General features: G+C 40.0%; 18 protein-coding genes and 2 pseudogenes. 17 read left to right on the top strand and 3 right to left on the bottom strand.

Going from position 1 to position 15,296, the window contains the following annotated elements; translation table 11 throughout:
* Position 1: 1 nt before the first annotated feature.
* The 17 genes and pseudogenes from KUH03_RS25105 (at position 2) to KUH03_RS25035 (ending at position 13,425) form a co-directional block, all read left to right on the top strand.
* Positions 2-1,017: pseudogene (locus KUH03_RS25105) on the top strand (SPFH domain-containing protein).
* On the top strand, positions 1,014-1,223 hold the full coding sequence (locus KUH03_RS25100) for a hypothetical protein (protein WP_257087315.1): 210 nt from the start codon (positions 1,014-1,016) through the stop codon (positions 1,221-1,223). Before KUH03_RS25105 ends, KUH03_RS25100 begins: the two are co-directional and overlap by 4 nt.
* Before the next feature lie 228 nt (positions 1,224-1,451).
* Positions 1,452-2,738 carry a citrate synthase gene (locus KUH03_RS25095; protein ID WP_108635060.1) on the top strand — a complete coding sequence of 429 codons (1,287 nt, stop codon included), beginning with the start codon at positions 1,452-1,454 and terminating at the stop codon, positions 2,736-2,738.
* Positions 2,739-3,072: 334 nt separating this feature from the next.
* Positions 3,073-4,126, top strand: a pseudogene (nuoH, locus tag KUH03_RS25090) (NADH-quinone oxidoreductase subunit NuoH).
* A gap of 3 nt (positions 4,127-4,129) precedes the next feature.
* Positions 4,130-4,339 carry a hypothetical protein gene (locus KUH03_RS25085; RefSeq protein ID WP_257087314.1) on the top strand — a complete coding sequence of 70 codons (210 nt, stop codon included), beginning with the start codon at positions 4,130-4,132 and terminating at the stop codon, positions 4,337-4,339.
* The gene (locus tag KUH03_RS25080; RefSeq protein WP_257087313.1) at positions 4,330-5,238 is read left to right on the top strand and encodes an NADH-quinone oxidoreductase subunit J; all 909 of its coding nucleotides are present in this window, start codon (positions 4,330-4,332) and stop codon (positions 5,236-5,238) included. Before KUH03_RS25085 ends, KUH03_RS25080 begins: the two co-directional genes overlap by 10 nt.
* Positions 5,235-5,543 (top strand): NADH-quinone oxidoreductase subunit NuoK, encoded by a 309-nt coding sequence (gene nuoK, locus KUH03_RS25075; protein WP_104383957.1) that lies wholly within the window; start codon positions 5,235-5,237, stop codon positions 5,541-5,543. Before KUH03_RS25080 ends, nuoK begins: the two co-directional genes overlap by 4 nt.
* Positions 5,544-5,545: 2 nt before the next feature.
* Positions 5,546-7,270: an NADH-quinone oxidoreductase subunit L gene (locus KUH03_RS25070; protein WP_306429797.1), complete on the top strand. Its 1,725-nt coding sequence runs from the start codon at positions 5,546-5,548 to the stop codon at positions 7,268-7,270.
* A 616-nt stretch (positions 7,271-7,886) separates the two neighbouring features.
* Entirely contained in the window at positions 7,887-8,369 is a 483-nt protein-coding gene (locus KUH03_RS46655) for a proton-conducting transporter membrane subunit (protein ID WP_306429154.1), read from the top strand.
* The gene (locus tag KUH03_RS46650; protein ID WP_306429153.1) at positions 8,279-9,058 is read left to right on the top strand and encodes a NuoM family protein; all 780 of its coding nucleotides are present in this window, start codon (positions 8,279-8,281) and stop codon (positions 9,056-9,058) included. Before KUH03_RS46655 ends, KUH03_RS46650 begins: the two co-directional genes overlap by 91 nt.
* Positions 9,055-9,201 carry a hypothetical protein gene (locus tag KUH03_RS46645; protein ID WP_306429152.1) on the top strand — a complete coding sequence of 49 codons (147 nt, stop codon included), beginning with the start codon at positions 9,055-9,057 and terminating at the stop codon, positions 9,199-9,201. The genes KUH03_RS46650 and KUH03_RS46645 overlap by 4 nt, the downstream gene beginning before the upstream one ends.
* 6 nt (positions 9,202-9,207) lie before the next feature.
* Positions 9,208-10,758 (top strand): NADH-quinone oxidoreductase subunit N, encoded by a 1,551-nt coding sequence (locus KUH03_RS25060; protein WP_257087312.1) that lies wholly within the window; start codon positions 9,208-9,210, stop codon positions 10,756-10,758.
* A 39-nt stretch (positions 10,759-10,797) separates the two neighbouring features.
* The gene (locus KUH03_RS25055) at positions 10,798-11,403 is read left to right on the top strand and encodes a DUF4254 domain-containing protein (protein ID WP_120260081.1); all 606 of its coding nucleotides are present in this window, start codon (positions 10,798-10,800) and stop codon (positions 11,401-11,403) included.
* A 10-nt stretch (positions 11,404-11,413) separates the two neighbouring features.
* The gene (locus KUH03_RS25050) at positions 11,414-11,980 is read left to right on the top strand and encodes a glycosyltransferase family 9 protein (protein WP_257087311.1); all 567 of its coding nucleotides are present in this window, start codon (positions 11,414-11,416) and stop codon (positions 11,978-11,980) included.
* Positions 11,981-11,999: 19 nt separating this feature from the next.
* A complete protein-coding gene (locus tag KUH03_RS25045; protein ID WP_257087310.1) occupies positions 12,000-12,431 on the top strand; it encodes a glycosyltransferase family 9 protein in 432 nt (143 codons plus the stop codon).
* Positions 12,428-12,730, top strand: a complete 303-nt coding sequence (locus tag KUH03_RS25040; protein WP_257087309.1) for a hypothetical protein — start codon at positions 12,428-12,430, stop codon at positions 12,728-12,730. The genes KUH03_RS25045 and KUH03_RS25040 overlap by 4 nt, the downstream gene beginning before the upstream one ends.
* Positions 12,731-12,759: 29 nt before the next feature.
* Positions 12,760-13,425 (top strand): glycosyltransferase family 1 protein, encoded by a 666-nt coding sequence (locus tag KUH03_RS25035; protein ID WP_257087308.1) that lies wholly within the window; start codon positions 12,760-12,762, stop codon positions 13,423-13,425.
* Positions 13,426-13,531: 106 nt separating this feature from the next.
* Here the strand turns inward: KUH03_RS25035 and KUH03_RS25030 are convergent, their stop codons facing one another.
* The 3 genes from KUH03_RS25030 to KUH03_RS25020 form a co-directional block, all read right to left on the bottom strand.
* Positions 13,532-13,744: a hypothetical protein gene (locus tag KUH03_RS25030; protein ID WP_257087307.1), complete on the bottom strand. Its 213-nt coding sequence runs from the start codon at positions 13,742-13,744 to the stop codon at positions 13,532-13,534.
* 188 nt (positions 13,745-13,932) lie between these two features.
* Positions 13,933-14,196 (bottom strand): glycosyltransferase family 32 protein, encoded by a 264-nt coding sequence (locus KUH03_RS25025; protein ID WP_257087306.1) that lies wholly within the window; start codon positions 14,194-14,196, stop codon positions 13,933-13,935.
* 4 nt (positions 14,197-14,200) lie between these two features.
* Positions 14,201-15,271 carry a glycosyltransferase family 1 protein gene (locus KUH03_RS25020; protein ID WP_257087305.1) on the bottom strand — a complete coding sequence of 357 codons (1,071 nt, stop codon included), beginning with the start codon at positions 15,269-15,271 and terminating at the stop codon, positions 14,201-14,203.
* Positions 15,272-15,296 lie beyond the last annotated feature (25 nt).

Here is a 15,296-nt window from a genome sequence, read left to right as displayed (position 1 = left end):
TATGGGACTATTCAATCTTTTTAACAACCAACTATCAGAGGTCATTGAGTGGAAAAATCAAGACCCCCGTGTATTATGGTATAAATTTCCTTCCGAAAGAAATGAAATTAAAAATTCCAGTAAACTTATTCTTGCCCCAGGACAGGGCTGTATCCTTGTTTATGAAGGGAAAGGTGAAAGCTTGCTCACAGAGGCCGGTACCTATAATTTAAAAACGGATAACCACCCTTTCTTTACAACCTTGGCCAGGTTGAGACAAAATTTTGAGTCTGAACACAAGCTGTATATTTACTTCTTTCGTACTGCAGCTATTGTCAATCAGTCTTGGGGACAGGAAATCCAATAAAATACATTGACCCACAATATAATCTTCCAGTGGAAATAGGCTTGAACGGTACTTTTTCTTACATTATCAAAGAACCCGTACATTTCTATAAAAACATCGTTGCCAATCAAAACACAGTCAGCACAGCAGCGATTCAGGATGTTATCAACAATCGGATTCCGCAACAGATTATCGCGCAGATTGCCCAAAAGAAATTGGGTTATAATGAAATCGATAGCCAACTCCCCGTTTTGTCCATTGGCATAAAAGCGGCTGTCGAACAGGATTTTAAAGATCTCGGATTAGAAATTACAGATTTTAAGATCCTAGGAACTCAGTTTGACGCGAACACACAACGTAGAATTGGTGAAATTGCTGATTTGACGACGCAAAATCAGGCCGCGCAGCAAGCAGGCTTGAGCTATGTGGAATTGGAAAAATTGCGCGCGCTCCGGGATGCCGCAAAAAATGAAGGTGGTCTGGCCGGCATTGGCGCACAACTGGGTGTCGGCATGGAGCTGGGAAAGCAATTTGATCTTCAAAAAGAAGATATCAAAGACAATATACAAGAAGAGGGTGATTTTGTCGAAAAACTGCAAAAACTACAATTACTGCTACGTGAAAACATCATCACACAGGACGAATTCGACACACTCAAAAACAGATTCTCAACAAAATATAACCCATCATGAAATACATCTTTGGTATATTATTCACCTTGGTTATCCTATTTGTAGCCACCTATTTTCTATTGGGGCTCTGGGGTATCCATTTCCTGGATGCTGAAAATTTCAGCAAGATCCTATGGACAACAGGTATCCTTACCCTTACATCTATTATTTTGGTCTGCTTCGTTATCTTGCCTTTTTTTTGGTTCGGGCAAAAACGGAAAATATGAGGATAAAGGAAAAGTCGCCCAGCGAAAAATAGATTAACGTTTTAGGTATAATAAGATAGTGTTAAATTTGAATAAACTATTTGCTTATTTGAGTAAATAGTTATTCAATATTATCCAAAATGACGCAATGATGTCATTTAAATTCCAAAAGAACTTTCAGTTTTAAATATCAAATAGTTAAATTTGTGAGATTAGCATACAAAATCAGATATAAGATAACATATAAACATGTCAGATAAAGCATCTATAAATTTAGACGGCACTTCTTATGACCTTCCGGTCATTGTCGGTACTGAAAATGAAAAAGCAGTTGATATTTCAAAATTAAGAGATCTAAGCGGATTTATTACGTTAGACCCAGGATACAAAAACACGGGTGCAACAAAAAGTGCGATTACTTTCCTTGACGGTGAAACAGGTATATTGAGATATAGAGGATATCCAATTGAGCAATTGGCAGAGAAGTCTACGTTCTTGGAAGTTGCTTATTTATTGATCTACGGAGAACTTCCGAAAAAAGAGGTATTGGAAAAATTCAGAGCTGACATCAAAAAGCAAATGATGATCCACGAAGATATGAAGAATTTCTTCGCTGGATTCCCATCCAAATCCCACCCAATGGGCCAACTTTCTTGTTTAGTGGGCGCATTATCAGCATTTTATCCTGAATCTTTAAATCCAAACTTAACTGACGAAGAAGAAGATCAAACGATTATCAATCTTTTGGCTAAAATGCCTACTATCGTTTCCTGGATTCAAAAGAAATCTTTAGGTCATCCAGTAGTTTACCCTAAAAACAATTTGGGTTATATTGACAACTTCTTGAATATGCTATTCGGCGAAGTTAACGACGAAAAAACATTCGATCCGGTTGTCATCGATGCTATGCACAAATTGCTTATTTTACATGCTGACCACGAACAAAACTGTTCGACATCAACAGTTCGTATCGTAGGCTCATCCAATGCGAATCTTTATGCTTCTGTTGCCTCTGGTATCAATGCATTATGGGGTCCTTTACATGGTGGTGCCAATCAAGCGGTAATCGAAATGTTGGAAGCGATCAAAAATGATGGTGGTGATGCTGAAAAATACCTTGCAAAAGCCAAAGATAAAAATGATCCATTCCGTTTAATGGGATTCGGTCACCGTGTATACAAAAACTTCGATCCACGTGCTAAAATTATCAAAAAAGCATGTGACGATATTTTAGAAAAATTAGGTGTTCAAGACCCAGTATTGGATATTGCTAAGAAACTAGAAGAAGCAGCATTGAATGATCAATACTTTATCGATAGAAAACTTTATCCAAACGTCGATTTCTATTCAGGTATCATCTATCGTGCGTTAGGATTTAAAGCAGATATGTTTACCGTATTATTTGCTTTGGGTCGTCTTCCAGGATGGATCGCACAATGGAAAGAAATGCGTGAAAACAAAGAGCCTATCGGCCGTCCAAGACAAGTATATGTTGGACATACCGAACGTAATTACGTTGAGTTCTCAAATCGTTAATTCGATTGATCTCCATAAAAAAAGCATCCCAAGGGATGCTTTTTTTATGGAGATCAGGTTACAGCGTCTATTCAAAAACACTATGCGATAGCATGTTATATAAACAAAATGTGTATTATATTTATGAGAATATCATCAGCCAGCGGCTTACACAATCGAAATCTTAATACTCAAATCTAAATACTAGCATCCCTAATATGTCACGATAATCTACTTGTTAAGTATATTTTAATTTTTCCCTATCGAAATTCCCTGTTTTTCGTTAAGTTTGCGTATTCATTGGACGCTTATTAAAAATCATTATAAATAAGACTTGTTAGATACAATACTACATATCTTGGTTCCCATTGCTATTTTCACCTTTATAGCAGCATTTACCTTATTTGCAGTATATGCCGAACGTAAGATTGCGGGATTTGTCCAAGATCGTCTCGGACCAATGGAAACCGGGAAATATGGCAGTCTCCAGACCATAGCCGATATCCTTAAATTGCTTCAAAAAGAATTAATCACCCCTTCTTTAGCCGATAAAGTTCTCTTTAGAATTGCCCCAATTATTATTTTTGTAGCAGTCTTTACTGGATTTGCTGTTATTCCTTGGGCCAAAGATTTTATTCCAGCCAATACACACACGGGATTATTCTTTATCATGGCTATTATCTCTATTGATGCCTTAGGGATTCTAATGGCTGGTTGGGGATCCAACAACAAATATTCACTGCTCGGATCCATGCGTGCAATTGCCCAAATGGTATCCTATGAAATACCGGTCGGGCTCTCATTGATCACCGTAGTGATGCTAACACAGACCCTAAACCTCAATGAAATTGCTATTGGTCAAGGCATTCTGACCAACGGAAGCATCAAGTTTTTAGGCTTTTGGGAAGTCAATGAGATTGGTGGTTTCTTCGCTTGGAATATTTTTCAAGCCCCACATTTAATTATAACCTACATCATATTTTTTATCGCAACACTTGCTGAATGTAACCGGGCTCCCTTTGATATTCCGGAAGCGGAATCCGAATTGGTTGGTGGTTTTCACACGGAATATGGTGGGATTCAATTTGCCTTTATTTTCCTTGCCGAGTATGCCATGATGTTTTTGGTAGCGATGCTGGGTGTTGTCCTGTTCCTAGGTGGCTGGAATACACCTCTCCCAAATATTGGGGCGATACGATTGGCAGATTGGACAACAGGCCTAGCCTGGGGAATCTTTTGGACCTTAGCCAAGTCATTATTTATTGTAGGGGTACAAATGTGGATTCGGTGGACTTTACCCCGATTACGTGCCGATCAATTGATGAGCTTATGTTGGAAGGTATTGACACCCTTAGCTTTTTATTTGCATGGCAATTTCGGCCATTTGGAGAATTTTAATTATAGCATAAGATATGATATTTAAGACGGCTTCCCACGCATTTCGTACGGCAATCAAAGGATTATCTTTGACTGTCAAACACTTGTTTGGCGCTCGACGTTCGCGTCAGGAATTAAATATCAAAAACGACAACTACTTCGACCGTCAAGAGGGCATTGTCACCGTACAATATCCCGCCGAAAAATGCCTATCCCCGAAGTCGCTCGCTATCAATTGCAAGTAGATATTGATGATTGCATCGTCTGTGACCTTTGTGCCAAAGCATGTCCTGTAGATTGTATTGAAATTGAAGCAATCAAATCACCAGAAGCGATCGGAAAGACTTCAGACGGTAGCGTCAAGCGGTTATATCCAGCCAAGTTCAATATTGATATGGCCAAATGTATGTATTGTGGACTATGTACGGTTGTCTGCCCTACCGAATGCATTGTCATGACCAATGAATATGATCGTAGCTCGCAAAAGCTAACTGATCTGATCTATGGCTTTTCAGACATGACCGACGAACAAGTTGCACAACGAAAAGCAGAATGGACACAATTTCAAGCTGAAAGGAGGCGGCAAAGCAAAAATAAAAGTATGGAAACTATTTTATTTTATGCCTTTGCCACACTGGCAATCGGATCTGCCCTTTTACTGGTAAATCTTAAAAATATAGCCCGCGCCTTATTTCTATTTTTCATTGTACTCTTTGCCATGGCTGGCCTATACCTATTTGCACTGGCAGATTTTGTTGCTATCACACAGATCATGGTCTATGTAGGCGGTGTGCTGATCCTTATGCTATTTGCCTTTATGCTTTCCAACAAAGAACTATTGAAAGATCTTCAAGACAGCAGTGGCTCATTTTTGAGCATGCCCAGGTGGCAAGCAGTTGTATTGGCAATAGGTTTTCTAATACTCATGATCTTTGGTATTGCAGAATGGCATCAGTCCATTCCTACCTGGATCCAACAAGCCAAAGAAAATAATACTGAGATTATTCCAACAGATAATAATATCCAACAAATTGGATTACGGTTTATGACCTTTTATGTACTACCCTTTGAAGTCATATCGGTCTTTTTAATGATGGCGCTTATTGGAGCATCACATTTATCCAGAAAGGAGCGCAACAGATGATTACATTAACGCATTTTTTAGTTGTCAGTGCTTGCATCTTCTGTATCGGCCTTTATACCGTTCTTTCCAAGAAAAATGCCATTATGATTTTGGTAGGTATCGAATTGATGATTAATGCGGCTATTCTAAACTTTGTAGCTTTCGGCAAATACGATAAGGTCAGTTATGGCGGACAGATTTTCGCCCTATTTGCTATTGTTCTTGCTGCTGCTGCGGTTGCGGTTGGCTTAGCATTGGTGTTAAATGTCTATAGACACTATAAAACCATCAATCCGGATGAAATCAATGAATTAAAAGATAAGTAAGAATTGGATCAACTGGCTCACATATCACCTCTATACACAGCACTGTTTACAGTCGCTGCGCCATTTATTGCATTTCTATATCAGGCAGTAGCGGGCAAGCGCGATCAGTCAGGGATTATCTCCTGATCGCCATTATCTTTAGTTTTATATTTGGCGGACTTACCTGGTTAGCAATCTGGAATAATCCAATGGTCTCTGCCCAAATAAACTGGTTTACCATCGGTGAAGCTACTTTTAAAGTCGGCATCCTATTAAATAACCTGAATGTACTCATGCTGTTTCTGGTCCCAACAGTTGCCCTTCCGGTACACATCTATTCGAGAGCGTATATGAAAGGGGATTCGGGAATCCATCGCTATTGGATGTATCTTAGTCTCTTCTGTTTTGCTATGTTGGGATTGGTCGTTATGGATAGCCTATTGCTCATGTATATCTTTTGGGAATTGGTAGGTTTCGCCTCTTACCTCCTTATTGGTTTCTGGTTCACACGCGAAACGGCTGTACAGGCCAACAAGAAAGCATTTATCGTAAACCGCATCGGGGACCTCGGTTTTCTGATCGGCCTAGCCATAATATTTACACAATTTAAAACCCTCAATCTGGTCGACCTTTTTGGTGAAGGAGGTCTTATTTATCAATCTAGCATCACTGGCGGACTATGGGTTTCTCCGGTCAACAGCATGGACCAGATTTGGTTAACGATAGCCGGACTGGCATTTTTCCTTGCCGCTATGGCCAAGTCAGCTCAATTTCCTTTACATGTATGGCTACCTGATGCCATGGAAGGGCCAACATCAGTATCTTCACTCATCCATGCTGCCACAATGGTTGCAGCAGGTGTGTTTTTACTCGCCACCGTATTTCCGTTATTCAACGAAAGCGCTTTGTTGTTTATTGCTATCATAGGTACGATTACAGCGGCTTCCGCTGCTTATTTTGCATTAGGTCAATACGATATTAAACGTATCCTAGCCTTTTCAACTATTTCACAATTGGGCTTTATGATGGTGGGAATTGGGATAGGAACCTGGGATGCAGCATTATTCCATTTGGTCACACACGCCTTCTTTAAATGTCTCTTGTTCCTGTCCGCGGGAGCTATTATTCATGAGATGGCACATCTCAAATCACACAGCCAGCTTGACTTCGATCCACAAGACCTGAGGAACATGGGCGGACTGAAGAAATACATGCCGAAAACTTTTATCCTGATGAGTATTGCCTCATTGGCACTAGCTGGGTTTCCACTCACATCAGGTTACCTTTCCAAAGATAGTATTATCATATCTTCCTTTGAATGGGCTTTGTCAAAAGGCGACTTGTATCTCATTATACCAATAAGTCTTATTACAGTCAGTATTCTAACCGCGTTTTATATTGGTCGCTTAATCCTTAAGGCATTTTTCGGCGATTTTCGAATGCTGGAGCAAGTCAAGGGTAAATTGCATGGAACCGTCCTGCATGAAGCACCAAAAACCATGTTGATCCCTATGTTTATATTGGGTATTTGTTGCCTATTCCCACTATTTTCACTCAATCCATTATCCTACCACGACTCCTGGTTGATGGATGGTCTATTATTGGATGAATATACCTTTGCTCCAAGCCATAGCGCTCACCTGATTATTCCATTGATCTTATTGATCGGTTCCGCCATCAGTTGGACAATCGGCTGGAAATGGTATGTACAACATAAATACCCCTCAACGCAAATAGTTTTGCACTGAAAGCATCGCTCAATCAAGGTTATATCAATGAGCTATACCAATGGATATTTGTTAATGGCACACTAAAACTGGCTCAGTTCTGTTATTGGTTTGATCGCTTTGTTGTAGATGCCCTAGTCGCTTTTATTCAGTTTATCGTCTTATCCTTCTCCCAGTTGAGTGTGTGGATAGACAAATATATTGTAGACGGCTTTGTCAATGCTGTTGCTTCTGTAGCCTACTGGACTGGTAACCAAGTTCGCTTGGTACAGAACGGCAAACTACAGACGACATTGTATTCCGTTTTTCTATTCGTTTTACTTGGTTTAATTTATCTTATATTTTTTTAGGAAATGCCTATTTTATCCTTACTGATATTTTTACCGCTTCTGGCGACGGCGTTTATCCTCGCCCTACCGACACGATATAAATCGAGTTACAAATATATTGCCTTAGCATTTACAGCAGTGCAATTTGTACTTGCGGGCATATGCTATGCAAAATTTGACGCGAGCCAAACAGGGATCCAGGACTTGGCAGGATACCAATTTGTTGAACAACTTCCTGGATTCGTCTGAATCTGGGCGCTATCGGAAAACTAGAAATAGATTATCTCATCGGAATAGACGGTATTTCCATGCCATTATTACTCTTGAGCGCTTTTGTCATGCTGATGGCGATCGGTGCCTCCTGGAATATACAGAAAAGCCCCAAAGGATATTTCGCCTTACTTATGGTACTCAACATGGCTGTAATGGGTATTTTCTGTGCGTTGGATTTCTTCCTGTTTTATTTATTCTATGAGGTCATGCTCCTGCCACTCTACTTCCTGATTGGTATCTGGGGCGGGGCGCGCCGTGAATATGCTGCCATAAAATTCTTTCTCTATACACTCTTTGGTTCGGTATTTATGCTATTGATCATTGTAGGCTTATATTTTTCGGTTATCAACCCCGTAACCGGAGCACATACCTTCAATATGATCTACATGATGAATCCCCAGAACTATTTAGGAGACTCGATCTTCTCTTGGGATGGTTATCAGGAAATATTGGGTATTTCGGCCAGATTGATTGGTTTTGTGGTGCTCTTTTTGCTTTTGCGATCAAAGTACCGATAGTACCATTACACACCTGGCTACCTGACGCACACGTAGAGGCACCAACACCAGTATCCATTATTTTAGCAGGTATCCTGTTGAAAATCGGTGGCTATGGTATTATCCGCATCTGCTATAGCATCTTCCCGGACATGGCTGCACTATCCAATTGGTGGCTTGGACTGATCGGCGTCATCTCCATTATCTATGGGGCATTAAACGCCCTGACTCAAAAAGATTTAAAAAGGATGATCGCCTATTCATCGGTCTCTCATATGGGTTTTGTATTGCTTGGCATAGCCTCATTGACAGCCGAAGGGGTTTCTGGTGCGATGTTCCAGATGATTTCCCATGGTTTTCTATCAGCGGCACTTTTCTTTCTTGTTGGCGTGGTTTATGACCGTGTGCATGATCGAAACATCTATAGCTTCAGAGGTTTAGCCCAGCTCATGCCCAAGTATACCGGCTATGTTGCTATTGCTTTCTTTGCTTCATTGGGTCTTCCTGGGTTCTCCGCATTTATCGGTGAGGCATTTGTTATCATCGGTTCGTTCAATGCGGCGAGTGTCGGTACGGGGCTCCCTCGCTGGATGGCCTTAGCAGGTTCAATTGGTATCCTCTTGAGTGCTGCCTATTTGCTATGGACACTTCAACGGATGTTTTTGGCGAGATCAGGCTCAAAGGTGGCGAATCTTGGGCCAATAAATTGACCGATGTCAACAGCCGTGAACAACTGATTCTATTTCCTACCTTGGCTCTTGCTCTTTTACTGGGTATTATGCCATCCTTGGTATTTAGCAATCTAAATGCAAGTGTATTGAATCTCGTCAGCTTTATCCAACAATTTATTTAAACCCGCATGCTCGCATTCAGTCCATATATCAGTTCATTTATTGATCAAATTATCGTTAGTATTCCCTATTTCAAACCAGAATTAACGCTGATCATTACTTTTATAGGCATTATTATCGCGAGTCTTTTCGTTGATAAATACTGGGACAAAGCATCTTTTACGCTTACAATAGCTGGATTATTGTTGAGTGGTTGTTACCTATTGGGACAAGGATTAAGCCATGTGGAGATGGTTGGATTCTTCGATATGATCCACATTGATACATTCGCAACATCGGCACGCATGATCATCCTGCTGTCGACCCTACTGATTACGATCTTTATTCAACAACGTCATCAGCATGATCGTCCTTTGGGCGATTTGTATGCGGTTGTATTGACCGCAACCTTGGGATTGAACCTCTTGACCATGTCGAGCAACTGGCTGATGATCTTCATCGCAGTAGAGACAGTATCGATCAGTTCTTACATTATGGTCGGTTATTTTTCGTCCAATAAAGTACAGTCCGAAGCAGCGATGAAATATGTCCTCTTTGGATCCATATGTGCTGCCGTTATGCTCTATGGCCTATCGCTGCTTTACGGTTTCACGGGGAACTTAAATTTTGATGCGCCAAGCCATATTGCAGGGCTGATGGAGGCCCCTAAGCTAATGATCAGTATTGCCCTCCTGTTTTTATTGACTGGTATTGGTTTTAAACTGAGTTTTTTCCCGTTTCATGTTTGGAGCCCTGACGTTTATCAAGGGGCACCGACTGTGATTACCACGTACTTAGCGACCGTACCTAAAATTGCCGTTGTCGTCCTGCTATCCAAGTTGCTTGCTGCCTGGCTTGCAGTATCCTTTTATTTCAGTGATTTCTTGGCTTATGTTATCATCATTATAGCTATTGCGACCATGTTGATTGGTAATCTGGCGGCCCTGCGTCAACAGGATGCCAAGCGCATGATGGCCTATTCTTCTATTGGCCACACGGGCATATTGTTGATGGCAGTACTGGTTTATCAAAACAATGAGTCAAACGTTTTGCTGTTCTATTTATCAATTTATGCATTGATGAATATCGCTGTTTTTATATTTATAGACAGCTTGGAGGTCAGTCTAGGCAACACTTCAATAGACTCTTATAAAGGATTGGGCAAACAATCACCTCTATTGTTCACCTCATTTTCGATCGTCTTAATCGCATTGATAGGCTTGCCCCCTACTGCGGGATTTGTCGGAAAGCTACTCATATTTTCAAAAGTATTCGAGCAGTATCAAAACTTCCAATCCTTTGGTTTACTTGCCTTATTAATTGTAGGAGCACTAACATCCGTGATTTCACTTTTCTATTACTTTAAGATTCCGCTGAATGCCTTCTTAAGAGACAATGTAGACCATTATTCGGTCAAGTCCAATCCTTTACTCCTCGGTATTGGTCTATTTTGTACGATTGCCGTGATCTTACTTGGTTATTCCCAGACATCTTACTGTCTCTATTTTAAAAAACATTTTAATTCTTTTCTTAATACTTGGTTTTTCCAATTCATTTTACTGTTTTTATACGGCACCTGAAGTTAAGGATAACTCCATAATATATTTTATATTTGTAACATGATTAGTGCAATAGCAAATCCCATTTTTCAACGTGCTATCCAGGATTACCACGTATACGATCAGATTGATCATCCAATCCAGAATCCGTATGACAAACAATCCCTAGAACATCTACTGTACCTAAAGTGCTGGATTGATACCGTACAATGGCACATGGAAGATGTTGTACGTAATCCTGCCATTGATCCCAAGGACGGTTTATATTGGAAGCGACGCATCGATGAGTCTAACCAGTACCGCACAGATACTGTAGAATATATCGACAGCTACTTTTTACAGAAATATCAAACTATCGAAACACTGCCTTCGGCGAAAATCAACACTGAAAGTCCAGCGTGGGCCATTGACAGACTGTCCATTCTGGCGCTAAAGATTTATCATATGGAGCAGGAGACACTTCGTTCAGATGCTTCTGAAGCGCATATTTCTGCTTGTCAGCAAAAATTGAACATCTTGCTGGAACAACGTACAGATCTTTCACAAAGTATCGACGAATTGTTAACAGCGATTGAATCAGGTGAAAAATACATGAAGGTCTATAAACAGATGAAAATGTATAACGATCCTGAACTGAACCCTGTACTTTATACATCCGGAAAATAAAGACATGTCTTTGCCGCAGCGAATCATAGTAACCCGGTTTTCGGCCATGGGCGATGTCGCCATGGTGGCTTCTGTATTGAAAGAATTTTGTCAACAATACCCCACGGTAGAGATTATCATGGTGAGCCGTCCTTTCTTTGCCCCATTCTTTGATGGCATAAAGAATGTCAAATTTCATGCAATTGAACCCAAGACAACCCATAAAGGCCTTTTGGGATTAATCAGATTAAAAAATGAGCTGGCTAAATATCGTGCGGAAGCTGTAGCTGATCTACATTTTAATTTACGTTCGCGTATATTAGATGTATTATTTTCTCTTTCTGGAATAAAGGTCAAACAACTGGACAAAGGTCGCGCAGAAAAGAAAGCCCTGACGCGCAAAGAACATAAGGTTAAGCATCCATTGAAGCTAACTGTAGAACGCTACGCAGATGTATTCCGTGCTTTAGGTTTTCACTTCGAACTGAGTCACAAATTGGCTTCCAATTTGCAGGATGTCCCAAAGCAGCATTTAGCATGTTTGGCAATTTCGAACGAAAAAAATTGGTATCGCGGCTTTTGCGCAACACCGATATAAAATCCTGTCACTCGTAACGATGGGACAGATCATAGACCATCTGACACATCATGGGTATGACGTACTGCTCTTTGGAGGAGGTAAGGAAGAGTTTCAAATCGCGCAAAACTGGACTGAAAGTTTTCCAAACACCTACAATACCATTGGAAAATTTACGTTGAGAGAGGAACTGGATATCATATCAAATCTGGATCTGATGATCAGCATGGATTCCTCTGGGTTGCACATGGCTTCTTTGATGGGAATACGATGTCTATCACTATGGGGCGCGACTCACCCATACGCGGGATTTACCGGCTATGGGCAACAATATGATGACTGTATCCAAGTGGAACATCCCAACCGTCCGAGTGCTGTCTATGGGAACAAACCTTGTGATTGCGATGGTACAGAGGCGATTGATTTAATTACAGCAGAAATGGTGATCGAAAAAATAACAGCGCTACGATGAGGATAGGATTTGATGCAAAGCGTTTTTTCAACAACGCGTCAGGCTTGGGCAATTATAGCCGGGATCTGATACGCATTTTATCAACGTTTGCTCCGCAAAATGACTATATCCTCTATACACCCAGTACCTCTGTCGAAAGGTATACTGATCTCGTCAACCCTGAGCAGATTAAGACGCCAAAAGGATATATTAATCAAAATTTTCCAAACCTCTGGCGCACAAAAAGAATAGTATCGGATTTGAAAAAGACCAGATCAATATTTTTCACGGTCTTTCTGGAGAAATCCCTGTTGACTTAGCTCCTGCTAAAATTAAATCCGTTGTTAGTATGCACGATTTAATCTTTATGCGTTACCCAAATCTCTATCATCCGATAGATCGTTGGATCTACAAAAAGAAATTCGCGCATGCCTGCCGACGGGCAGATAAAATCGTTGCGATTAGTAAACAGACCAAAAATGATATTGTTGAGTTTTTTAATATTCCGCAAGAAAAAATAGAAATCATCTATCAGGGCTGTCATGAGGCGTTTAAAATTCTAAAAACAGATGCGGAAAAGCAACAGCTTAAGAATAGTTTAGGCCTCCCGGATGAATTTCTATTAAATGTAGGAACGATAGAAGAACGTAAAAATGCACTATCAATTGTAAAAGCGATTGAGCACATCGATATTCCCTTAGTTATCGTGGGCAGAAGCACGAAATACCAGCTTCAGCTACAAGAATTTATCCATAAACATCGGATGGAAAACAGAGTGTACTTTCTTAGTGGTTTGAATATGCAGGAACTTTCGGTTCTATATTCCTCAGCACTTGCATTTATCTATCCATCTATTTATGAGGGTTTCGGTATTCCTATTATTGAAGCCTTATATTCCGGTACACCTGTAATTACGACGGATTCGGGCGTTTTCCAGAAGCTGGTGGCCCAGCTTCGTTATATGTACGACCGCACGATATTGGTCAGATTCAGCATGCAATTGAATCTATTTTAAGCGACAGCAATTTACAGCAGGAAATGTCTGTAAAAGGATTAGCCTACGCACAACAGTTTAACGATGACAATCTCGCTGCACAATGGGAAAAACAATATTTAACACTTTAGTCCTCCAATTTCAAAACAGTTACTACTTTCTGTAGTTTTTTCCAGTGTTGAGACCGGTCTCCATAAATCAATAATTTGCCAAGCTTGTATTTAAATTTCATTATTCCTTTATAGTCATCGGCTACAATGCGATAAGAAACTGTTGGGTCTTCATGGATGATATCATTGACGGCCCTCGTATAAACTGTTGGTCCGGTCATGCCATGCACGTCATGTGGGTATTTATTTTGCTGAATATTTTCAACAATATACTTTATTGTTCGCTCCAGAAAAGGATGTCCTTTTTCAAATACCAGCGCCCATTGCGCAAAAAGATTTTGGTGGTTCTTTTCGCGCGTGATGACGGCTTGGTCATCCTCTTGCAGGTATTTATCTAGATTAACGAGAATGTCACTATCTAGATCCAGGTATACTCCCCATATATATATAAGACGGCATATCGAAAAAAATCAGCTTTTGCCGCTCCGATCTGCAATCTACTATACGCTTTATACACCTCTTTATCAAATGATTCCTTTATAAATGCATCTACGCGCTGGTCATCATAAAACTCATAGCGGTAGCTTTTATTCTTACGTCTAAAGCGCTTGATATATAACTTCGTTAACCAAGGGATTTGGTTCGTCTTAAATGTCTGATAGATTACTTTTGGTATTGCCATTCCCTTATTTCAAAAGTTTCTTATAAAGTTCCCAATATTCACCTGCTGCTTTATCCCATGAAAACTGGGCAGCCCAAGATTTAATTTCAGGTGTACGATCCTCACCATGGATAATATCCATCAGCCTGGATTTCCCAAATTCGATCAAATATTCTGGGTCTGTGGATTCCAAAAAGAAAGCTTCAGGACCACCTATTTCAGGTAGACAGGTATAGTTAGATAGCAGAACCTTTTTACCAAAGGACATGGCTTCAATAACCGGTAATCCAAAGCCTTCTGCAATTGAAGGAAAAGCAAATAAAGCACAATTTTTTAAATAATTATATTTCTCTGCTTCTGTTATCGGCCCAGTGAGCCGCAGACGTTCCGCAACCCCAAGTTTAGCGGCTAAATCAAGGATATATTGATTATAATCTGGTTCTGCTATAATGCCACTAATGATCAATTCCAAATCATTCCCAACCAATAAATAAAGCAACGTATGAAAATTTTTCTTACGGTTTATGGTGCCAATAGAATAAATGAAAGGTTTATGCTCATCACTTTTGTGCGATGGATCTAACTGATCCAAATATTTCTGTTCAATATTATTTCCATTATAAATCACATGAAGTGGCTTTCCTTGTAAACTACAATAATCTGCGAGGTCTTTCTTTACATAATGGGAAATTGCTACAATAACATCTGCTTTATCCAAATTATTCTGCAAGCTTTTTAAATATTTTTTTTTTTTTTCGACCGACTTATTTTCTTTTAGGAAGTTCAGGTCATGGATGGTAGAAAGGACCTTAATTTTATTATTTCGTGGAAAATATGAACTAAGTTGGAACGTAGAATGCCAAAGATCACTATTGGAAAATCGCGGCATACAGAATTTCTGCAGCGATTTTTGCTGATAATAGCTTGCCTTGGAGCCAAAATCTTCATTGGCAGGATTATTTGTATAAAATACCATTGCATAAGGATCGGCCGTCTTGTTCAATAAAGCATTTCCTAGTTGTTTACAAAAGTGATATAAGCCCGTATGAGGATATTTCATCCGTTCGGCATCAAATATAATCTGTTTTTTCTTCATTCGCTATCGTTAAACAAAGATAGGC

The organism is Sphingobacterium sp. E70 (assembly GCF_019285695.1).
Classification (GTDB): Bacteria; Bacteroidota; Bacteroidia; order Sphingobacteriales; family Sphingobacteriaceae; genus Sphingobacterium; species Sphingobacterium detergens.
This window is presented reverse-complemented; position numbering and strand designations above follow the sequence as displayed.

Coding starts and splice junctions, on each gene's coding strand:
- KUH03_RS25100 (WP_257087315.1), top strand. CDS start 1,014: ATGAAATACATCTTTGGTATATTATTCACCTTGGTTATCCTATTTGTA.
- KUH03_RS25095 (WP_108635060.1), top strand. CDS start 1,452: ATGTCAGATAAAGCATCTATAAATTTAGACGGCACTTCTTATGACCTT.
- KUH03_RS25085 (WP_257087314.1), top strand. CDS start 4,130: ATGATATTTAAGACGGCTTCCCACGCATTTCGTACGGCAATCAAAGGA.
- nuoK (WP_104383957.1), top strand. CDS start 5,235: ATGATTACATTAACGCATTTTTTAGTTGTCAGTGCTTGCATCTTCTGT.
- KUH03_RS46655 (WP_306429154.1), top strand. CDS start 7,887: ATGCCATTATTACTCTTGAGCGCTTTTGTCATGCTGATGGCGATCGGT.
- KUH03_RS25060 (WP_257087312.1), top strand. CDS start 9,208: ATGCTCGCATTCAGTCCATATATCAGTTCATTTATTGATCAAATTATC.
- KUH03_RS25055 (WP_120260081.1), top strand. CDS start 10,798: ATGATTAGTGCAATAGCAAATCCCATTTTTCAACGTGCTATCCAGGAT.
- KUH03_RS25045 (WP_257087310.1), top strand. CDS start 12,000: ATGGGACAGATCATAGACCATCTGACACATCATGGGTATGACGTACTG.
- KUH03_RS25040 (WP_257087309.1), top strand. CDS start 12,428: ATGAGGATAGGATTTGATGCAAAGCGTTTTTTCAACAACGCGTCAGGC.
- KUH03_RS25035 (WP_257087308.1), top strand. CDS start 12,760: ATGCACGATTTAATCTTTATGCGTTACCCAAATCTCTATCATCCGATA.
- KUH03_RS25025 (WP_257087306.1), bottom strand. CDS start 14,196: ATGGCAATACCAAAAGTAATCTATCAGACATTTAAGACGAACCAAATC.
- KUH03_RS25020 (WP_257087305.1), bottom strand. CDS start 15,271: ATGAAGAAAAAACAGATTATATTTGATGCCGAACGGATGAAATATCCT.